We start from the raw sequence: 19,873 nt of genomic DNA, 5'->3' as shown, positions 1-19,873 counted from the left end.
ATCTGTCCTTTCTCAATGAACGCACGTCGGTTTGAGAAAAAGGAAGCACTGAAAATGATCTGAAGGCAGATCCGGGCGGGCTGCACGCGGTAGGATCTTTTGATCTGAATGCAGAGTTTTATCGCTGCTGTCAGAGAAAATGTATCTATAACCCTGAAAACGTAAATTTTAGTTAAACAAAAAGTAAATTATTAGTTAATTAAAGCTTAGCTTTCAACTTAACAAGAATGATTTTTATTCAGGCAGGAACATATAATGTTAAATATTTTAACCTTTAAGTTAATTTCCTTTCATAAAGGTGATGTTTAAAGATTAATCTGAGATTAAAACTCTTAATATTTGCAATTGGCAATTTATTATAACGTTAAATTAAAAATATCAGTATATTGATCTGGCAAGAGAGGGGTGCTCTCTTCGGTACAGCGAAAAATATCGCCCGTGTGCGTATTGATCACTTAATAGCTACCGTTAAATCTCAAGGACTTACTATGTTTAACGCTAAGAAAAAGACACTGGTTATTGCTTTATCCGTTTTAATTTCCGCTTCAGCGTTTGCTGACGACACGACACCTCCGACCGGAGCTGATCAGGGTTCAGGCCGTATTCATTTCACCGGTACCGTTATTAATGCGCCTTGCTCTATTGCAGCCGGCGATGAAGACATTAATGTCGACATGGGTCAGGTGGCGAATAAGGTGCTGGCAACCGGCAATAAATATTCTCAAAACGTTAACTACACCATCCATCTGCAAGACTGCGATTTGACCGCGCAAACTGCGGGCACCGTTGAATATCCGGCGATGTCTAAAGTTGCCGTATCCTTCGCGGGTACGCCGGACAGCAGCGCCACTGAATTGCTGGCGAACACCGGTAGCGCAAAAGGTGCAGGCATCCGTCTCATTGACGCTAACGGTGATTTGCTGAAAGTTGGCGATACATCAAAAGACATTAATCTGGTGACAGGTAATAACGAGCTGGTATTTGCTGCGCGCGTAGAAGCCAACACTCAGCCAGTGTCCACCGGTACTATCGTTTCTCAGGCGACTTACGCCCTGAACTACAAATAAATATTGCTGTTATTTAGGGGAGTTATCTCCCCTTTATTTTCCGGATGCACCGGTATTCCGTGCTGGATTTATAAAAATAAAAAAGTGATTTTATTATGTTATTTGCGATGGACAGAACATCGACAAGGATGAGAATAACAACAGGGGTTATTATTTTCTTGTCGGGATGCTTTATTTCATTCAAAAGTCTGGCTGTAGAGTTTAACGTTAACTTTATAGATTCTGCCGATCGCAATAATGTAGACCTTTCACGTTTTCAGGTGGCGAATTACATCGCGCCCGGTGAATATCTGCTGGATATCGTGCTCAATGGCCGCACACTGGGCGATCAGAGCCTGATTAAATATATTCCGACTGAGAATAATAAAAACAGTCGCTTGTGCGTGCCGCCTTCACTGGTGGATAAATTCGATCTGACCAAAGCCGCGCAGGAGCAACTTACGCTTTGGCATCACGGAGAATGTACTTCTCTGGATCGTCAGAAAGAAGTCACCGCCCGTTACGATCAGGAAAAGCAGACGCTGAATATCAGTATCCCGCAGGCCTGGCTGACGTTTCACGATGAAAACTGGGTGCCACCGTCACAGTGGGATAATGGCGTTAATGGCGCATTGCTTGATTACAACCTGCTGGGCAGTCAATACATGCCGCAGCACGGCGACAGCTCCACCAGCTTCAGCAGCTACGGTACCACCGGATTTAATCTGGGGCGTGGCGTGCCCGTGCGGATTATCAGTATTCCGCCGCCCGGACGTCAGGATCGCCGGCGAACGATAAATTTACCTGGACGCAAACCTATCTGTTTCGTGCATTACCTTCCATCGGCGCGCGTCTGACCGGCGGACAAACCTATTTCAGTTCAGACATTTTTGATTCTTTCCGCTTTGTCGGCGTTTCCGTCAACAGTGATCAGAGGATGTTGCCACCTTCGCTGCGCGGTTATGCGCCTCAGGTGACGGGTATCGCCAAAACCAACGCCAGAGTGAGTATCAGCCAGAACGGCCGCGTGATTTATCAGACTAACGTTTCCCCCGGGCCGTTCGTCGTTCAGGATCTGACGGAAGCCGTACAGGGGGCGCTGGACGTGAAAATTGAAGAAGAAAACGGCAGCGTAACAACCTATCAGGTGACCACAGCGACGATCCCCTTTCTGACCCGTAAAGGGCAGGTGCGTTTCAAAACAGCGATGGGGAAACCGACCACTGGCAGCAGCAATCGTGTCTTGCAACCGGGTTTTTACAGTGGAGAAATGTCGTGGGGCGCGCTGAACGACTTCTCATTATATGGCGGGCTGATTGCCACCACCGGGAACTATCAGGCTCAGGCGCTCGGTGTCGGGCAGAACTTACAGAAACTGGGCGCCGTATCTTTTGATGTCACGCGTTCTTCCGCGACGGTCCCTGTGGCGGGTAAACAAACGGGTTTCAGCTATCGCGGCAACTATTCCAAACGGTTTGATTCCACTGGAAGCCAGATCACTTTTGCCGGTTATCGTTTCTCGGAAAAAACCTTTATGTCGTTCAACCAGTATCTCGACAAGGTGAACGGAGACGGGTATTCCCGCGACGATAAACAAACTTATACCGTAACGGCAAACCAGTTTCTGCCGTGGCCGGCGATCACGTTATACCTCTCGGCGACGCACAAGGTGTACTGGAATGAAAACCCCAGCAATAACTACAGCGTTTCCGTCAGCAAGATATTTGATATCGGGCGGTTCACCGGGATTTCCGGAACGTTATCTGCCAGCAAACTGAGATATCGCGATACCGATGAAAACCAGATGTTCCTGTCATTCAGTTTGCCGCTTTCTTCCGGGCAGCAAATCAGCTATGACGCGCAGCAGGATTCCCAGAGCGGCTTTTCGCAAACCGCGTCTTACTACAACAGCCAGGATCCGAATAACAGCTGGCGCGTGGGCGCAGGCGGAAGCAGCCCGGATCTGCAAAAAGGCGACGGTGTTTTCCGCGCTAACTACCAGCATATGTCGCCGTACGGTCAGTTAGGTGTGAATGGCAGCGTGAAAAATAACGATTACCGCTCGGTGAACGCCAACTGGTACGGCTCGTTTACGGCGACCGCCACTGGAGCCGCATTGCACCAGAGCAGCTCGGGCAGCGAACCGCGCATGATGGTGTCAGCCGGTGTGAAGGGCATTCCGATCAGCGAGGGCGCGTCGGTAACGAATGATTACGGCATCGCCGTCGTGAACGGCGTCTCCAGCTATCAGACTTCTGATATCCGTGTTGACGTCAATCATCTGCCTGATGATGTGGAAGTCTACAGCTCGGTTGTCAGCAAAACCCTGACGGAGGGAGCAATAGGATTCCGTAAAATCCGCGCGATTAAAGGCGAGCGCCTGATGGCAGTGATTCGTCTCGCTGACGGCAGTTTTCCGCCATTAGGTTCGTCGGTGACGGACAACAGTTCCGGGTTTGAAGCTGGTCTCATTGGGGATGGCGGTCTGGCGTATCTGGCGGGCGTCTCCGGCGAGAAATCGCTGACTGTCCGCTGGGGCGATGGCCAGCAATGCCGGGTTCAGGTGCCTTCGCAGCCCGTGACCAATACAGGTCAGGTGTTATTACCGTGCAGCTGAAAATTAACAAAGTGAATCAGGAAAGGAAGAGTCCGATGAAGAAGCAGATTTTACAGACTGGCATGGTGTTACTGATGATGGCCGGCGTCGCCTGCCCGGCCATTGCGGCGATTAACCTTGACCGGACGCGCATTATTTTTAATGCCAATGACAAATCAGTCAGCGTCATGCTGGAGAACCAGAGTAAGGGGTTGCCTTATCTGGCACAGGTCTGGCTGGAGAACGCACAGGGTGAAAAAATTACATCTCCGCTGGTGGCACTACCGCCTATGCAGCGAATTGACGCGGGCCAGAAAAGCCAGATCCGCGTACTTCAGTTACCGGAAACCGCCGCGCTGCCGAAGGATCGCGAATCCTTATTTTATTTCAATGTGCGGGAAGTGCCGCCAAAAAGTGACATAGCCAACGTCATGCAGGTTGCAATACAGAGCCGCGTGAAACTCTTCTTCCGTCCGGCCGAACTGCGCAAGTTGTTGAAGGGAAACTGGCAGGAACAGCTTCAGGTCGGCCGCCTTCAGGACGGATTGAAACTGACAAATCCGACGCCCTTCTATATCACCGTGGGTTATCTGGGTAAAGACCACAAAGGCAACGTGCCGGGTTTTGACAGCGTCATGCTGGCACCGTTTATGACGGAATCCCTGACCGGTAGCCAGTACGTCAGCGACCGGTACAGTCTGGGATATATGGATGACTACGGTGGTTTGCAGGTGAATGAGTACCAGTGCCAGGCGACCGAGTGTCAGCGCATCAGCAAAGAAGGTAAGCGCTAACGTCTGTGTAAACGCCCGTATTTGAACCTGTTTATCTCATCGATAAGGGATTGTTATGCCTGATTTTTACCGGTTATCCGCTGGCAGGATGATACTGATTGTTTTGTTGTTCTGTTTTTCCCGCAGCGCGCTGGCGCTCGACTGTGTGGAAAAAGGGACGGGGATCGTAGATAAACCTGCGATCCCGGTCGGGCAACTGGCTATACCGTCGAATGTGCCGGCGGGTACCAAAGTCTGGGAATCCAATGACATCAACGTGACGGCATACTGCGATAACGTTTTGGGGTCGATCATTGATGTGGTGCATTTTTACTTCAACCCAAAATCACAATCGATTGGCGAGGGTTTACTGCTGGGCGTGAGCTATAACGGGCAGGATCTTGAGCAGAATGAGCAGCGGTTGAGCACCAACAGTTCGCCCATCAAAAAGGGTCAAAACGTCACGGTCAACGTCACTTTCCGTCTGTATATCAAAGTCAGCGGGAATGCGCCTTCCAGCGGCAATTATCAGGGGGCAGATCAGTTCACGGTATTCCAGCTGGATGGCAGCCGGGGCATCAACAAGTCTCCGGGTGCCAAAAACCTGAAGTACAACCTGTCGGGCTTACAGGGGATTCGCTTCCTGGCCTGTGGCTCCGATTTGAAAGTCTATCCGGAATCTCAGATTGTCGATTTTGGCCCGATTCAGAGCGCCATTCTGTCACGTTCTTCCGGCATTTCCCTGCCGTTTGCCATTAAAGCCGTGAAACAGGGGTGTCTGGACAATTTCTCCCTGCAGGCCGAGTTTTCCACCGCCAGTCCGTTGCTGGATAACACGGCTATCGACCTCTCCAATGGCGCCAAATTAATGCTCTACAACGATAAAGATCAGGCGATTACGTTCAATCGTTACGATGATTTTGCTGAACTCAACAACGTGAATGAAGTGACGAAAAACTTCACGGCGAAAGTGAGTGCGATCCCGGGGAGAGCACTTTCTCTCGGGCAATTTGATGCGTCAGTGATCGTCAAGATTAACTACTACTGACCGCGTCTGAAAGAGAGGGAGAACGACATGCTAAGAACGGCTAAATTACGGGCTCAGGCACTTGAAGAACCGGTTTATTCTGCGCAGGCTCCGGAGCGCATTGCTGAGACAGAAATTCATGCGTTGCTGCAAACTTTACGCGAAGATGCCGGATTGAATAAAACCGAACTGGCCCGGCGCCTTGGGATCACACCACCGGCCATCACCCGTCTGGAAAAGCGCCCTGCACAAGCCAGTTTCAGCACGCTGGCCCGTTACGCACAAGCCTGCGGATTTCAGTTGTATCTGTATTATAAATAGATAAAAGAAGTCACTGTCGGGGCCGGGTCTCACAAGCTCGTATTGAAGACGCACAACGTAAACGGTGACTGATTGTTTCCGATGAGCAGGGCGTTATCGCCAAATTTCTTTAAGACCAGCGTATCTGTGTGGCCCGTCAGGAAAAAACTGTTCATCAGTAAAAGGGAGGAAATACGCCAGTCAAAATCATCTACGCTGTCGATATTGATCTGACTGCTGGTCAGCGAGTAGGTCTCCGTCGCTTTACTTTCCTGGACAGAGTCATAATAGATATTCCGCAGCAGCGTCTTTTTCTCAATGACGACATTTTTGTTGTTATACAAATATCCTGTCCCGCTCAGAGAAATCAAAATTTTATTCTTCCCCAGAAAACTAAAGTAAAGTGATGTCACCATTCTGGCTCTTTCATTATCATATTGTGCTTCAATGATCATGTTTCCCCGGCAGGGGATGTTAACCGGAAATGCCTCTTTATTTTTTCTTAAAAAAATCTCGCAAGAAATAATTATCAGCAAAACGATAATTGGAAGTAAGGATAAAAAAAGTATTTTCTTAACTGAGGGTAAGTTTTTATTATAATTTGTCATGCGTGGTCCTGTCATTTGTATAATAGCTTATGCAAATGTTCATTTTGTGATTGTCATCTGTATTACATTGCGTCATGAAGTCTCGCACGGAACCCGTATTTATCGGGAGAGAAAAATGCTCACTTTGAAATATTAAAATCCCCCCGGCTTGCAGGAAATATTGTTTTTTCGCTGGTATATTTCGGCCAGACGTGTGAACTCCTCTTTCCGTGATGGCGTAACGGGGGCAGTTGAATACAAATCGCAGGTACCTATTTTCGTAATCTGCAAATGTGCCTTCGGGTCACTCAGGTTATGATAAAGGATGAACCCCCCCAGGAGGGTGAACGCGGTGGTGACTAAAATACTCATAAAAATAGAGTGTTTAGCTTCCCAATGGCGGCGCAGTTGAGGAACAGGTTCAGGTTTAACCGGAACAGCCATAACCTCTGCAGAAGGTTTTTCTTCACTGACGGGCTGAATTATCTCTGGGATTTCGATGACAGTATTACGCGCTTCGTTACTTTCTTTTGGAAGCGCGATTTGTTCGAAGCTCACTTCAATGGAGATCTCTTTTTTGATGAAGAAACCGACCTTAGGAACGGTGACAATGAATTCATCGGAATAACCCAGCAGTGAAATCACCTTGCGTAATTTGCTGATGCAGTGATTAAGGTTATTATTGCTGGCAGTCAGGCCATAGTCATCCCATACTTTTTTAAAAAATGTTTCACGATGAACAACAACGCCATGCTGTTCAATCAGTAATAATAAAATCCTCCGTGCAGGATTGGATACAGCGACCTTACTCTCAGCATCGCTCAGCAAAGAAAGTGAGTTATCCTCTGGATTGAACACTATGTCATTTTCAATCAGATAAATCATTTGCATCCTTCCTCTCCCTGTTAAAAATATCCTGTTGCACATTCATTTTCAGATAACGAGTACACTGTTACCCTATCAGAATTTTACTTTTAAATACTGTCGTAAAAGAGCAGTCAGTATAAACCGTACTATTTAAAAGTCAGATTGTTGTCAGAAATATTTACAGGATGGCGATGTGCCGCCTTATCAGGGAATGAAGAAGGGATTTCAGAGGGAAGCGATATAAATCACGTACGGAATTTTAGTAGTACGTGATTTATACGGTGGTCATAACAGGTACTGGCCGGTAATGTGAACCTGCTGACGGTCAAAATCGACAGCGATATCAACCCCCAGCGGCAGGGTGAGCATCGGGTGGGTATGGCAGCAATCAAAACCGTCGACCAGCGGTATATCCTGGCCGTTAAGGACTTCCAGAAGCACATCAACAGGTTGCCTTCCGGTTCCGGCATCATCGAACAATTCATGTTTTCCGAGCAAGATTGCGCTCACGCGATCGAAAACGCCGTTGAGTTTCAACATGGAAAAAGAACGCTCGACGGTGGCGATATTCAGCAGGCTATCCTCGATAAATAAAATGTCGCCCTGGCGGATTTCAGGCATATAAGGACTCCCCAGATACCCGAAAGGGTATTCAAATTGCCCCCAATGACGCGCCCTTCAATACGCCCTTTGCCCAGAAAACGACAGCTATTGGCATACAAATGCTTGGCCCGCACTGGTGTGAAATCATTCCAGTTAAGCCTTTCGTCCGTCCAGTGTGAGGGCAGGGAATAACGATACGGTGCGTCGTGGCGGGTCATCAGAACGTCAGCGAAAGAGGCAAATGTCTCTTCAACCAGCGGAGGGAATTCACCGAAAGAGGCGACCAGCGCAGGGCCGTAAAAGGTGACCAGCCCGGTTTGCGCGTAAATCCCTGCCAGCAGCGCCGTAGTGTCTGAATAACCGATAATAACTTTCGGGTCAGCGCGCAGCGCGTCGTAATCCAGATAAGGCAGCAGCGAGTTGGTGTTATTGCCCCCGATAGTGGACATCACACAGCGCACCTGCGGATCTCGAAACAGCTGATTTAATTCTTCTGCACGCCGGGCAACAGATCCTGAACGGTAATGGTCTGATTCACCGGTCAGCAATCCCGGTTTGAGCCTAAAACCTTTCTCCCGCAGGAATTCCTTCCCGCGCGCAAAGCGGTTTGGTGCTGTTGCGGTAACCGGTGAAGAGGCGGAGAAGAAACCAATAGTGTCACCGGTTTTCAATGCCGGCGGGAATAGCGGAGTTCCGGACGAAGGCATTTCTATATCCTATAAATTTGCTCAATGTTCAACCTGCAATGTATCAGCTCAGTTACAGGTTGAACACGGAAAATCAAAGGATTAATGTCCATAATGAAGCCTTCTGGCCTAACGTTTAAACAATATTGAACGGGAGTTTTGTGCAAATGAATCAAGGGATGAGAAGTCAGTCACGAAAGGAGAGTATGAAAAATTTTTGGAATAGCAGAAAGCAAAAAACCAGCCGTTAGGCTGGTTTCTTTAAAGTTGGTGCCCGGACTCGGAATCGAACCAAGGACACAGGGATTTTCAATCCCTTGCTCTACCGACTGAGCTATCCGGGCAACGGGGCGCATTAAACCGTATTGGGCATGTGCCGTCAACGGCTTTGTCATCTAAAACACATAAAAGACGTTCGTTTGCTGTCTTTTCATTCAAAAATGACGATTTGGTCTGTCTGGCATCAGGGAAACTCAGGAAAGCGCGCCATGCTCGCGGCAGCGGGCGATATTCAGCACATCCTCCGCCAGACGCCGAGCCACTTCCACATCGATGAGCTGACGTTTCACCAGCAACTTACTCAGGCAACCTTCAAGGATGAGTTCCATCTGCTGCGCCACCATTTCTGCGTCATCGGAACCCATTTCCTGGAGCAAAGACAGCGTGTAGTCGTAGGACGCCCGTTTCTGATTTTCAGCCAGTTGGTGAATGGGTGCGTCGCTCTCAGGGAAAAACGAACAGGCTGCAATAAAGAGGCAACCCGGATAACGCTGCTGGCGCACCTGCTCATCGAGCACTTTATACCGTGCCAGCAATTTCTGCGGCGGGGTGAGCGTGTCATCCAGCATCAGCTGACGCCGCCAGATTTCAATTTGCTCGCCGTGATAGCGCAGGCTGTCGTAGAGCAGCGCTTCGGCGTCGGGCCAGAAACGGCGCAGTTCATTAAGCGGAACGTCGACGAGTTCTGCGACTTTTTCCAGTGACAATGTTGCAAGGCCACGTTGTTCCAAGAGATTAAGGGTTTGATCGAGAACCTGTTCACGTAGCACGTTTGCCTCCTCACAATTCGCGTACTTCAAAATGTAGTGTCGGTTAAGGGCGGGTTTTCTGCAAATGCGCACTGAACTCTGTGGCATCCATAAAACCGGTCACCCGCGACTGCGGCAATTCATGGCCGTCGGGGCCGAAGAATAAAATCGTGGGCAAGCCCAGCACTTCAAGACGCTTTAACAACGCCTTCTGCTCCGGTGAGTTTTGCGTGACATCGGCCTGAAGCAACAAGGCGTCCGCCAGTTCATTCTGCACCTCTGGCGCGGAAAACGTATATTTTTCGAACTCTTTACACGCTACACACCAGTCTGCGTACAAATCCAGCATGACGCGTTTGCCCTGCGCGCCCTGCAAGGCGGTGTTCAGTTCATCAACATTATGGATTTTCTGGAAGTTCAGCGCGTGCTGTGGTGCAGATTCGCTGCTGGCGGGCGCAAAGGCCCAATCCTGCAACGGACGGCTGACGATAAGCGCAGCGGCCAGGAAAATCAGTTGCAGAACACGCACGATACCACGCTGGCTTCTGAGACTCAGCACTAACGCCCAGCCGAAAAATGCAATACCCAGCAGGCTCCACAGGCGTAATCCCCAGGTATCGCCAATCACGCGTTCAAGCAGAAAAACCGGCAGCGCCAGAATGACAAAACCAAATCCTTCTTTGACGTATTGCATCCACGGGCCGCTGCGTGGCAGGAGTTTATTCCCGAACATCGTGACGATAATCAGCGGGATCCCCATCCCCAGGGCATACAGATAAAGCGTGCCGGCACCGGCAAGCAGATTTCCGCTCTGGGCGATGTAGAGCAAAATGGCGCTCAGCGGGGCGGTGGTGCAGGGCGAGCAAATCAGGCCAGCCAGTGCGCCCATAATAAAGACGCCCGGCAGCGAACCGCCTTTTTGTTCATTGCTCCACAACGCCAGCCGGGTCTGAACGGAGGACGGAAGTTGCAGACTGAAAGCCCCAAACATCGATAACGCCAGCGCGATAAACATCACGGATAAAACGATCAGCACCCACGGGCTTTGTAATGCGGCCTGGAACTGCAAGCCCGCGGCGGCGACCACCATGCCCAGCAGCGTATACGTCAGGGCCATTCCCTGCACGTAGACCAGCGACAGCAGGAAGATTCGCTTCATGCTGTGCGGACGCTGACGCCCGAGAATAATGCCGGAAATCAGCGGATACATGGGCAGCACGCACGGCGTGAACGCGATGCCGATACCAATCAGCAACGCCCAAAGCGGCGAGAAAGGCAGCGGCGCGGATCCCTTCGCAGGTGTGGCTTCGACCGGCTGAGAAGCGGATTCAGTGATGACTGCGCTGGCTATGACGGGCTCTGAAACCACGCTGACCGGCACGTCGCGGGTTTCCGGCGGGTAGCAGAAACCGGCGGCGGCGCATCCCTGATAAGTCACACGGACGGTCGCATCGGCGCTGGCCTGCCGTATCGGCACCGTGAGGCGGAGCGCATTTTCGAAGACTTCACTGTCACCGAAAAACTCATCGTGATGTTCGCGTCCTTTCGGCAGGATAAACGCTGCCAGCCGGGCATTCTTCGGTTCAATCTCAATTTTGCTGCGATATAAATAGTAACCGTCGCGGATCTGCCAGTTCAGTTTGAGGTCATGACCTTGTTGCTGAAAATCAAAGCTGAAAGCCTGATCAACAGGGACAAACTGCCGGGTGGCCGGTTTATCAAACAATGAGGCGTGAGCCTGCAAAGGCAACATAAACAGGCTGCACAGCAGGAAGAGAATTCGAAGAGTGCGGTGATCCATGCGGAGTAAAGTTCTCTTTGTCGCGGCAAATGAACGGCCACTGGGTGATTCGACAGAAGATGCGGACGGCTTCATGCCGCAGCGCGTTAATGAGATGTGAGTATACCCCGTGCGAACGCGACGCAGAAAGCCTTGCAGGTACTTTACAAAAGAGTGAAGCGGGAGAACGCAGAAAAGGCGGGGGCCGCAGCCCCCGGAAAAACTGTCAGAGAATAATACTGCCGACGGCGAAGCCGAAAAGAACCGACAAAAATACGCCGATCGTGCCCGGTATAAAGAACGGATGGTTAAAGACGAACCGGCCAATTCGGGTGGTGCCGGTGTCATCCATCTGCACGGCGGCCACCAGCGTCGGATACGTCGGCAAAATGAACAGCCCGGAAACTGCCGCGAAAGAGCCCACCGCCGTCAGCGGGGAAACGCTCAACGCCAGCGCCATAGGCAACAGGGCTTTCGTCGTCGCGGCCTGCGAATACAACAGAGCCGAACTGAAGAAGAAAATCACGGCCAGCAGCCACGGATGCGCCTGAATAATGGTGCCTGCCGTTTCCTTAATCCAGCCCAGATTCGCCTGTACAAACGTGTCACCGAGCCAGGCAACGCCGAGGATACAAATGCAGGCGCTCATGCCAGATTTGAACGTGCTGGATGTCAGAATCGAGTCGGTCTCAATGCGGCACAACAGGGTGATTAACGTCGCAACGCTGAGCATGATAATCAGAATCGCGCTGTTGGTGGTCATCACTGGTTGAGCGACCCAGCCAAGGCTCGGGCTGTTAATCACGGCGTAGCCAACCACCGAAAAAACGCCCAGCAGGAACAGCAAAACGGAGAGTTTCGCGCCCCGTTTGATTTCCACTTTCTTATCGCCACGCAGCTCAATCAGGCCTTCTTCATAACGCTTGAGGTAAACCGGATCGTTGGAGAGCTTCGAGTCAAAGCACCAGCTGATAATCAGCGACATCAAAATCACTGCCGCCAGCGTCGAAGGAATCATCACCATCAGCAGATGCAAATAACTGACGCCGTGGTTTTCCATTGTCGACGCCATATAGACCACCGCGGCGGAAATTGGCGAGGCGGTAATGGCAATTTGCGCGGCAACGACAGCCGTCGAAAGCGGACGGCAGGGTTTAATCCCTTGCTCTTTTGCCACTTCAGAAATCACTGGCAGCGCTGAAAGCGAAATGTTGCCCGTTCCTGCGAGGATAGTCAGGAAGTACGTCACGATGGGCGCGAGAATAGTGATGTGTTTCGGGTTGCGGCGCAGTAGTTTCTCGGTTTGCTGCACCAGATAATCCATCCCGCCTGCGACCTGCATGGTCGAGATGGCGGCAATCACGGCCATGATGATGGAGATGACGTCAAAAGGAATAGAGCCTGGTTTCACGCCGATTAAAGCAAGTACCAGAACGCCCAATCCGCCAGCGAAACCAATTCCGATGCCGCCTAAGCGGGCACCCAGAAAAATCGCGGCCAGTACAATAATAAGTTCGATGATTAACATGGCTGTCCGTCCATATATCCAGCAATCCTTAAGGAATTGAAAAATAATTGTTATGTAATTGTTTTTTGATACAAAGTAAAAAGGCCCGCTGTTCCGCAGAACAACGAGCCTTTAAAAGGTCAATAATACAGTCTGTTACTGTTCATTTTCATCGGTATAGCGTTTCGCTTTGTAGGCCGGGTGCTTCAGGTTCTCGATAGAGAAAATGTCGTCCAGTTCAGCTTCCGTCAGCAGACCGCGCTCAAGCACGACTTCACGGACGCTCTTGCCGGTTTCCGCACAAATCTTCCCGACGATATCGCCATTATGGTGGCCGATGAACGGGTTCAGATAGGTCACGATACCAATGGAGTTGAAGACGTAGAACTCGCACACTTCTTTGTTAGCCGTAATGCCGTTGATACATTTTTCCAGCAGGTTATAGCAGGCGTTGGTCAGGATATGCACGGATTCAAACATGGCCTGGCCGATCACCGGTTCCATGACGTTCAGTTGTAACTGACCCGCTTCGGCGGCCATCGTGACGCACACGTCGTTGCCGATGACTTTAAAGCAAACCTGATTCACCACTTCCGGGATCACCGGGTTAACTTTGGCTGGCATGATGGAAGAACCGGCCTGCAATTCTGGCAGGTTGATCTCATTGAGCCCGGCGCGCGGGCCGGAAGAGAGCAGGCGCAGGTCGTTACAGATTTTGGAAAGCTTAACCGCCAGGCGTTTCAGGGAGCTGTGAACCATCACGTAAGCGCCACAGTCTGACGTCGCTTCAATCAGGTCTTCCGCCGGAACGCAGGCCAGATTGCTCACTTCCGCCAGTTTCTGTACGGCCAGTTGCTGATAGCCTTCCGGCGTATTCAGACGCGTACCGATTGCCGTTGCCCCAAGGTTCACCTCCAGCAGCAATTCGCCGGTGCGGATCAGGTTGCGGGTTTCTTCTTTGAGCAGCACGTTGAATGCGTGGAATTCCTGGCCCAGCGTCATCGGTACCGCGTCCTGCAACTGCGTGCGGCCCATTTTGATGATGTTTTCGAACTCAACGGCTTTACGCTCGAAGCCATCACCCAACTGAGAAATCGCATCAACCAGTTTCAGCAGAGAGGCATAGACCGCGATACGAAAACCGGTCGGGTAGGCGTCATTGGTGGACTGGCATTTGTTGAGGTGATCGTTAGGATTCAGGAACTGGTAATCGCCTTTCTGGTGGCCCATCAGCTCAAGGCCGATGTTCGCCAGCACTTCATTCGTGTTCATATTTACCGAGGTTCCCGCGCCGCCCTGATAGACGTCGATGGGGAACTGGTCCATGCATTTACCGTTATCAAGCACTTCGTCGCACGCCTGAATGATGATGTCCGCAATATGGCGTGGAATGGTGCGCAACTCTTTGTTAGCCAGAGCCGCTGCTTTCTTCACCATCACCATGCCACGAACAAACTCAGGCACATCGCTGATCTTGGTGTTGCTGATATAGAAGTTTTCAATCGCCCGCAGGGTATGAATGCCGTAATAAGCTTCTGCCGGTACTTCGCGCGTGCCCAGCAGGTCTTCCTCGATACGAATGGTGTTTGACATGAGAACCTTCTCTTCGGTACTGAATGTGTTATGCGATGTTTAAAATTATGTTACTAGCCGTAGTAAATTTAAAACGATCAACCGTTGTTGCCACAACGAAGGCGATCATATGCTGCTTCAGGCGAATTGCACGTACTAAGATCACTATCCTGCCCTATGATTGTGCAAGATTTTAGTATCTGTGAGAATTCTCACAATTCATTTACCTGCTCAATTAAATCAGGTCTGGCGCTTGAAATCTCCGGAACACAGCACCATTTCAGTGTAGTAAGCCTGCATTTCTTTGATGGCAAAGATCTGAAGCAGGCACTTATTCAAGGTTTCGAACGTTTCTGAAGAAGAATTTCGGGGCCAAATCACAAGGAGAATGCGGTGCGCTGGATACCGTTACTACTGTTATTTCTGCTGGCTTACATTGAAATCACCTTATTTATCAAGGTGGCTGCGGTCGTTGGCGTCGCCACGACGTTATTGCTGGTGGTATTCACCTCCTGCGTGGGCGTTTCTCTGGTCAAAAATCAGGGAATGAAAACCTTCATGCAGCTTCAGCAGAAGTTGGCGGTCGGTGAAAGCCCGGCGGCTGAGATGGTCAAGAGTGTTTCACTGGTAATTGCCGGTTTCCTGCTGCTGGTGCCGGGCTTCTTTACCGATTTCCTCGGGTTGCTGCTCTTGCTGCCACCGGTTCAGAAGAGACTGACGCTTAAGCTTATGCCGCATCTGAATATTGTCCGGTCTGGCGGAAACTGGGGTAACAGCGCACCTACCGGGAATACCTTTGATGGTGAGTTCCAGCGGACAGATGAAACGCATGAACGCCTGGTGTCACCGAAAAAAGATGACGACACAGAGCACCGCGATCGCTAATCTCTGTGGCCTTGATTGTTAATACATTGTTGGGAAGCCTGTTTCAGGTCGATTTTGGGATCCCCTGAAAGTTGAAAGAAAAAGCGAAATTTTTTCTGTTCTTCCCCTTGAAGGGCTGTGTATCGCCCCCATTAAACAAACCACGAGGCCGGGCAGCATTTGTCAGGCATTCAACCCTAAAAATAGATATGGACCCGCTCACAGGAGAGTTATCAATGAAAATTCGTCCATTGCATGACCGCGTTATCGTCAAGCGTAAAGAAGTAGAATCTAAATCCGCTGGCGGCATCGTTCTGACTGGCTCAGCTGCTGGTAAATCTACCCGCGGTGAAATCCTGGCTGTCGGCCATGGTCGCATTCTGGAAAACGGTGAAGTTAAAGCGCTGGACGTGAAAGTTGGCGACATCGTCATCTTCAACGACGGCTACGGCGTGAAAGCTGAAAAAATCGACAATGAAGAAGTGTTGATTATGTCTGAGAGCGACATCCTGGCAATCGTAGAAGCCTGATCGTCCTCCGACCCACTTTTTTCTGAACTGAATGAATTGAAGGGAAATGAACAATGGCAGCTAAAGAAGTAAAATTCGGTAACGACGCCCGTGTGAAAATGCTGCGTGGCGTAAACATCCTTGCTGATGCAGTAAAAGTGACCCTGGGCCCTAAAGGCCGCAACGTGGTTTTGGACAAATCTTTCGGTGCTCCAACCATCACTAAAGACGGCGTGTCCGTTGCGCGTGAAATCGAACTGGAAGACAAGTTCGAAAACATGGGCGCACAGATGGTGAAAGAAGTGGCGTCCAAAGCGAACGATGCAGCGGGTGACGGTACCACTACCGCAACCGTTCTGGCACAAGCCATCATCACTGAAGGCCTGAAAGCCGTTGCCGCTGGCATGAACCCAATGGATCTGAAACGCGGGATCGACAAAGCGGTCATCCACGCTGTTGAAGAGCTGAAAAAACTGTCTGTCCCTTGCTCTGATTCTAAAGCGATTGCGCAGGTAGGGACCATCTCTGCTAACTCCGATGAAACCGTCGGTAAACTCATCGCTGAAGCGATGGAAAAAGTGGGCAAAGAAGGCGTCATCACCGTTGAAGAAGGCACCGGTCTGCAAGACGAGCTGGACGTTGTTGAAGGTATGCAGTTCGATCGCGGTTACCTGTCTCCATACTTCATCAACAAACCAGAAACCGGTTCAATCGAACTGGAAAGCCCGTTCATTCTGCTGGCTGACAAAAAGATTTCTAACATCCGTGAAATGCTGCCAGTACTGGAAGCCGTTGCGAAAGCCGGTAAACCACTGCTGATTATTGCTGAAGACGTTGAAGGCGAAGCCCTGGCGACTCTGGTTGTGAACACCATGCGTGGCATCGTGAAAGTGGCTGCAGTTAAAGCTCCTGGCTTCGGCGACCGTCGTAAAGCCATGTTGCAAGACATCGCAACCCTGACTGGCGGTACCGTAATCTCTGAAGAGATCGGTCTGGAGTTGGAAAAAGCGACGCTGGAAGATATGGGTCAGGCTAAACGTGTTGTTATCAACAAAGACACCACCATCATCATCGATGGCGTTGGCGAAGAAGCGACTATTCAGGGCCGTGTTTCTCAGATCCGTCAACAGATCGAAGAAGCGACGTCTGATTACGACCGCGAAAAACTGCAAGAGCGTGTCGCTAAACTGGCAGGCGGCGTAGCCGTTCTGAAAGTTGGCGCAGCGACTGAAGTTGAAATGAAAGAGAAAAAAGCCCGTGTTGAAGATGCCCTGCACGCAACACGTGCTGCGGTTGAAGAAGGCGTGGTTGCCGGTGGTGGTGTTGCGCTGATCCGCGTTGCTCACACTCTGGCTGGCCTGAAAGGTGACAACGAAGACCAGAACGTCGGTATCCGCGTTGCTCTGCGTGCGATGGAATCTCCACTGCGTCAGATCGTGGTTAACGCAGGTGAAGAAGCTTCTGTTATCGCGAACAAAGTGAAAGCAGGCGAAGGCAGCTTCGGCTACAACGCTTACACTGAAGAATACGGCGACATGATCGCAATGGGTATCCTGGATCCAACTAAAGTGACCCGTTCTGCTCTGCAGTATGCGTCTTCTGTCGCTGGCCTGATGATCACCACTGAGTGCATGATCACTGACCTGCCTAAAGATGATAAAGGCGATATGGGCGGTGCTGGCGGTATGGGTGGCATGGGCGGTATGGGCGGCATGATGTAATCATCATCCCCCTGCGTTCATCCGCAGGTACGGCAAATCAGCGGCAGTTCTGTCGCCTGAGTTAACGTACTGAAGAAACCCGGTCTGAAAAGGCCGGTTTTTTTTATTTGACCATTTTTTATCGTGTTCAGTAAGATAAGTCTCAATGTCTTCCAGGTTTACCGTGTAGACTCATTTCTGCGTGGTTTTCGGGTATGCGCCCATCACGCGGAACCTTGGGTATGCGTGGCAACGGATGCCTAAGAGAGCCAGGTGTTTTCTGATAGGCTTTATGTGATTACAAAAACAAATGGGGAAAGTGATGCGGATTAAAATGTTACTGGGCCTGTCAGCTATCGCGCTGCTTGCCGGGTGCAGTACCACTCATCAACTGGATACAGCGGGCCAGCAGGTGAAATTCACGGACGACAAACCAGGCGCAAATTGTCAGCTCCTCGGTGCCGTCACTGGTGCCCAAAGCAACTGGCTCTCAGGTACCGGCGGCGACGGCAGCTCAATGCGTGGTGCGGCCAACGACCTGCGTAACAAGGCAGCAGCGATGGGCGGCAATACCATTTATGGTGCCAACAGCCCGTCTCAAAATTTCCTGTCCAGCTTTGCACCGGTTGACAGCAAAATGGTCGGCCAGGTTTATAAGTGCCCATAATCGGGCTGTTCACGCTTTAGCCGCGTGAACCTGCATAGACCTTCATAGAAATACTAAAGGGATGCCCGTTGGCATCCCTTTTTGCATTTCAAATTTTCATTTTGCAATTCACGGCTACGACTGCTTAAGCCGCAAATCCAAAATAGTTTTACTCGGCTCGCCGCCAATCTCGCGGGTCAGCTTCGGCACCATATAACCGGAAACTTTGCTCATCAGCCCTTTCATAATGATGCGCGCTTCATCGTCGCTCACCATGAAATGCGCCGCGCCCTGAACTTTATCCAGTACGTGGATGTAGTAAGGCAAAATTCCTGTATCAAACAGCGCATTACTGAGCGCGGCCAGGACATCCGCAGAATCATTCACGTCACGCAACAGGACGCTCTGGTTAAGCAACGTGACGCCATGACGTTTCAGTTTGGCCATGCTGGCGCGTAAAGCATCATCGATTTCATTCGCGTGATTGATGTGCGTCACCATCAGCACCTGCAAACGCGACTGTTCAAGGCGCTGGCAGAGCGTATCCGTGATACGCGCTGGGATCACCACCGGTAAACGGGTATGGATACGCAGGCGTTTGATGTGCGCGATCCCTTCCAGTTCACCGATCAACCAGTCGAGTTCGTGATCTTTCGCCATCAGCGGATCACCGCCGGAGAAAATAATTTCATCGAGTTCGGGCTGTGTACGGATATAATCCAGCGCCTGAACCCAGTTGGTCTTATTTCCCTGGTTGTCCTGATACGGAAAATGGCGGCGGAAGCAGTAACGGCAATTCACTGCACAGCCGCCTTTCACCAGCAGCAGGGCACGATTGCTATACTTGTGTAACAGGCCGGGAACAATGCTGCGTTGTTCATCAAGCGGGTCAGTAGTAAAGCCCGGCGCGGCGATAAATTCTTCGCGTGCGGTCAGTACCTGGAGCAACAAAGGATCCCGCGGATCGCCGTGCTGCATACGTGCTACAAAAGCGCGGGGCACGCGAAGCGGGAACAAACGACGGGCTTCATGGCCACTTTGCAGATCTGCATTGTCGTTAAGTGCCAGAAGAGTAAGCAGTTCATTCGGGTCAGTGATAACATCGCCGAGTTGATACAACCAATCTTCTCTAAATGGCGTGTTTAGGGTTACAATGTTTGCCATTTTTTTGGCTAATACCAGTTTAAAATTAGAGGGCCATCATGGCGACTTATTCTAGCAACGATTTCCGTCCGGGTCTTAAAATCATGTTCGAGGGCGAGCCTTTCGCAATCGAAGACAGCGTGTTCGTAAAACCAGGCAAAGGTCAGGCTTTCGCACGTGTGAAAATGCGCCGTCTGCTGACCGGCTCACGTGTAGAGAAAACCTTCAAATCTACTGACTCTTGCGAAGGCGCAGACGTTGTAGATACCAACATGACTTACCTGTACAACGACGGTGAGTTCTACCACTTCATGCACCCTGAGACTTTCGAGCAGCACGGTGTTGAAGCTAAAACTGTGTCTGAAGCCTCTAAATGGCTGCAAGATAACGCTGAATGTATCGTGACTCTGTGGGACGGTCGTCCTATCGCTGTCCAGCCACCGAACTTCATCGAAGCAGAAGTTGTTGAAACCGACCCAGGCCTGAAAGGTGATACCGCAGGTACCGGCGGCAAACCAGCAACGCTGAGCACCGGCGCTGTGGTTAAAGTGCCATTATTCGTGCAGATTGGCGAAATCGTCCGTTGTGACACCCGCTCTGGCGAATACGTTTCCCGCGTTAAATAAGCGACTTATTACG

The 19,873-nt window shown here is 50.6% G+C and carries 18 protein-coding genes, 1 tRNA gene and 2 pseudogenes; 12 read left to right on the top strand and 9 right to left on the bottom strand.

Annotation, left to right across the window (positions count from 1 at the left end; translation table 11 throughout):
• Positions 1-488: 488 nt before the first annotated feature.
• The 7 genes and pseudogenes from ACM5QY_RS02550 (at position 489) to ACM5QY_RS02520 (ending at position 5,763) form a co-directional block, all read left to right on the top strand.
• Positions 489-1,067: a fimbrial protein gene (locus tag ACM5QY_RS02550; protein WP_416119098.1), complete on the top strand. Its 579-nt coding sequence runs from the start codon at positions 489-491 to the stop codon at positions 1,065-1,067.
• A 95-nt stretch (positions 1,068-1,162) separates the two neighbouring features.
• Complete coding sequence (locus ACM5QY_RS02545) at positions 1,163-1,903, top strand: FimD/PapC N-terminal domain-containing protein (protein ID WP_416119097.1); 741 nt, start codon at positions 1,163-1,165, stop codon at positions 1,901-1,903.
• Positions 1,834-3,342 (top strand): annotated as a pseudogene (locus ACM5QY_RS02540) (fimbria/pilus outer membrane usher protein); the annotation flags it as partial. The gene ACM5QY_RS02545 and the pseudogene ACM5QY_RS02540, both read left to right, overlap by 70 nt.
• Before the next feature lie 87 nt (positions 3,343-3,429).
• A complete protein-coding gene (locus ACM5QY_RS02535; protein ID WP_416122804.1) occupies positions 3,430-3,663 on the top strand; it encodes a FimD/PapC C-terminal domain-containing protein in 234 nt (77 codons plus the stop codon).
• Between the two features lie 35 nt (positions 3,664-3,698).
• Positions 3,699-4,436 (top strand): fimbrial biogenesis chaperone, encoded by a 738-nt coding sequence (locus ACM5QY_RS02530; RefSeq protein ID WP_416119096.1) that lies wholly within the window; start codon positions 3,699-3,701, stop codon positions 4,434-4,436.
• 88 nt (positions 4,437-4,524) lie between these two features.
• Complete coding sequence (locus tag ACM5QY_RS02525) at positions 4,525-5,463, top strand: fimbrial protein (RefSeq protein WP_416122803.1); 939 nt, start codon at positions 4,525-4,527, stop codon at positions 5,461-5,463.
• Positions 5,464-5,490: 27 nt separating this feature from the next.
• Positions 5,491-5,763 (top strand): helix-turn-helix domain-containing protein, encoded by a 273-nt coding sequence (locus ACM5QY_RS02520; RefSeq protein WP_416119095.1) that lies wholly within the window; start codon positions 5,491-5,493, stop codon positions 5,761-5,763.
• Positions 5,764-5,792: 29 nt separating this feature from the next.
• Here the strand turns inward: ACM5QY_RS02520 and ACM5QY_RS02515 are convergent, their stop codons facing one another.
• From ACM5QY_RS02515 to aspA, 8 genes and pseudogenes are all read right to left on the bottom strand, one after another.
• On the bottom strand, positions 5,793-6,350 hold the full coding sequence (locus ACM5QY_RS02515; protein WP_416119094.1) for a hypothetical protein: 558 nt from the start codon (positions 6,348-6,350) through the stop codon (positions 5,793-5,795).
• A gap of 132 nt (positions 6,351-6,482) precedes the next feature.
• Positions 6,483-7,214, bottom strand: a complete 732-nt coding sequence (locus ACM5QY_RS02510; RefSeq protein ID WP_416119093.1) for a winged helix-turn-helix domain-containing protein — start codon at positions 7,212-7,214, stop codon at positions 6,483-6,485.
• Positions 7,215-7,481: 267 nt separating this feature from the next.
• Positions 7,482-8,506: pseudogene (locus ACM5QY_RS02505) on the bottom strand (S66 family peptidase).
• A gap of 247 nt (positions 8,507-8,753) precedes the next feature.
• Positions 8,754-8,829: transfer RNA gene (locus ACM5QY_RS02500), tRNA-Phe, on the bottom strand.
• A gap of 129 nt (positions 8,830-8,958) precedes the next feature.
• Positions 8,959-9,534 carry a division control transcriptional repressor DicD gene (gene dicD, locus ACM5QY_RS02495; protein ID WP_416119092.1) on the bottom strand — a complete coding sequence of 192 codons (576 nt, stop codon included), beginning with the start codon at positions 9,532-9,534 and terminating at the stop codon, positions 8,959-8,961.
• Positions 9,535-9,577: 43 nt separating this feature from the next.
• Complete coding sequence (locus ACM5QY_RS02490; protein ID WP_416119091.1) at positions 9,578-11,314, bottom strand: protein-disulfide reductase DsbD; 1,737 nt, start codon at positions 11,312-11,314, stop codon at positions 9,578-9,580.
• Between the two features lie 205 nt (positions 11,315-11,519).
• Entirely contained in the window at positions 11,520-12,821 is a 1,302-nt protein-coding gene (locus ACM5QY_RS02485) for an anaerobic C4-dicarboxylate transporter (RefSeq protein ID WP_416119090.1), read from the bottom strand.
• A 135-nt stretch (positions 12,822-12,956) separates the two neighbouring features.
• Positions 12,957-14,393 (bottom strand): aspartate ammonia-lyase, encoded by a 1,437-nt coding sequence (aspA, locus tag ACM5QY_RS02480; protein WP_104923556.1) that lies wholly within the window; start codon positions 14,391-14,393, stop codon positions 12,957-12,959.
• Between the two features lie 372 nt (positions 14,394-14,765).
• Here aspA and ACM5QY_RS02475 point away from each other — a divergent pair, with 372 nt between their 5' ends.
• From ACM5QY_RS02475 to ACM5QY_RS02460, 4 genes are all read left to right on the top strand, one after another.
• Positions 14,766-15,257: an FxsA family protein gene (locus tag ACM5QY_RS02475; protein WP_416119089.1), complete on the top strand. Its 492-nt coding sequence runs from the start codon at positions 14,766-14,768 to the stop codon at positions 15,255-15,257.
• A gap of 215 nt (positions 15,258-15,472) precedes the next feature.
• Entirely contained in the window at positions 15,473-15,766 is a 294-nt protein-coding gene (locus tag ACM5QY_RS02470; RefSeq protein WP_009636718.1) for a co-chaperone GroES, read from the top strand.
• 53 nt (positions 15,767-15,819) lie between these two features.
• Complete coding sequence (gene groL / locus ACM5QY_RS02465) at positions 15,820-17,466, top strand: chaperonin GroEL (RefSeq protein ID WP_104923553.1); 1,647 nt, start codon at positions 15,820-15,822, stop codon at positions 17,464-17,466.
• A 301-nt stretch (positions 17,467-17,767) separates the two neighbouring features.
• Positions 17,768-18,112 (top strand): DUF4156 domain-containing protein, encoded by a 345-nt coding sequence (locus tag ACM5QY_RS02460; protein ID WP_416119088.1) that lies wholly within the window; start codon positions 17,768-17,770, stop codon positions 18,110-18,112.
• Positions 18,113-18,226: 114 nt separating this feature from the next.
• On the opposite strand, the gene epmB is transcribed toward ACM5QY_RS02460, so the two are convergent.
• The gene (gene epmB / locus ACM5QY_RS02455) at positions 18,227-19,255 is read right to left on the bottom strand and encodes an EF-P beta-lysylation protein EpmB (RefSeq protein WP_416119087.1); all 1,029 of its coding nucleotides are present in this window, start codon (positions 19,253-19,255) and stop codon (positions 18,227-18,229) included.
• 38 nt (positions 19,256-19,293) lie between these two features.
• Between epmB and efp the strand changes: the two genes are divergently transcribed.
• Positions 19,294-19,860 (top strand): elongation factor P, encoded by a 567-nt coding sequence (efp, locus tag ACM5QY_RS02450; RefSeq protein ID WP_120134206.1) that lies wholly within the window; start codon positions 19,294-19,296, stop codon positions 19,858-19,860.
• Positions 19,861-19,873 lie beyond the last annotated feature (13 nt).

Origin of the sequence: Rahnella sp. PCH160 (genome assembly GCF_047784855.1) — a bacterium.
Lineage (GTDB): Bacteria > Pseudomonadota > Gammaproteobacteria > Enterobacterales > Enterobacteriaceae > Rahnella.
This window is presented reverse-complemented; position numbering and strand designations above follow the sequence as displayed.

Excerpts from the sequence above, each read along its gene's own strand:
- ACM5QY_RS02515 (WP_416119094.1), bottom strand. The coding sequence starts at position 6,350 with ATGACAAATTATAATAAAAACTTACCCTCAGTTAAGAAAATACTTTTT.
- ACM5QY_RS02490 (WP_416119091.1), bottom strand. The coding sequence starts at position 11,314 with ATGGATCACCGCACTCTTCGAATTCTCTTCCTGCTGTGCAGCCTGTTT.
- ACM5QY_RS02550 (WP_416119098.1), top strand. The coding sequence starts at position 489 with ATGTTTAACGCTAAGAAAAAGACACTGGTTATTGCTTTATCCGTTTTA.
- efp (WP_120134206.1), top strand. The coding sequence starts at position 19,294 with ATGGCGACTTATTCTAGCAACGATTTCCGTCCGGGTCTTAAAATCATG.
- ACM5QY_RS02535 (WP_416122804.1), top strand. The coding sequence starts at position 3,430 with ATGGCAGTGATTCGTCTCGCTGACGGCAGTTTTCCGCCATTAGGTTCG.
- aspA (WP_104923556.1), bottom strand. The coding sequence starts at position 14,393 with ATGTCAAACACCATTCGTATCGAGGAAGACCTGCTGGGCACGCGCGAA.
- ACM5QY_RS02510 (WP_416119093.1), bottom strand. The coding sequence starts at position 7,214 with ATGATTTATCTGATTGAAAATGACATAGTGTTCAATCCAGAGGATAAC.
- ACM5QY_RS02470 (WP_009636718.1), top strand. The coding sequence starts at position 15,473 with ATGAAAATTCGTCCATTGCATGACCGCGTTATCGTCAAGCGTAAAGAA.
- ACM5QY_RS02485 (WP_416119090.1), bottom strand. The coding sequence starts at position 12,821 with ATGTTAATCATCGAACTTATTATTGTACTGGCCGCGATTTTTCTGGGT.
- groL (WP_104923553.1), top strand. The coding sequence starts at position 15,820 with ATGGCAGCTAAAGAAGTAAAATTCGGTAACGACGCCCGTGTGAAAATG.
- ACM5QY_RS02460 (WP_416119088.1), top strand. The coding sequence starts at position 17,768 with ATGCGGATTAAAATGTTACTGGGCCTGTCAGCTATCGCGCTGCTTGCC.
- ACM5QY_RS02520 (WP_416119095.1), top strand. The coding sequence starts at position 5,491 with ATGCTAAGAACGGCTAAATTACGGGCTCAGGCACTTGAAGAACCGGTT.
- ACM5QY_RS02545 (WP_416119097.1), top strand. The coding sequence starts at position 1,163 with ATGTTATTTGCGATGGACAGAACATCGACAAGGATGAGAATAACAACA.
- epmB (WP_416119087.1), bottom strand. The coding sequence starts at position 19,255 with ATGGCAAACATTGTAACCCTAAACACGCCATTTAGAGAAGATTGGTTG.
- ACM5QY_RS02530 (WP_416119096.1), top strand. The coding sequence starts at position 3,699 with ATGAAGAAGCAGATTTTACAGACTGGCATGGTGTTACTGATGATGGCC.
- ACM5QY_RS02525 (WP_416122803.1), top strand. The coding sequence starts at position 4,525 with ATGATACTGATTGTTTTGTTGTTCTGTTTTTCCCGCAGCGCGCTGGCG.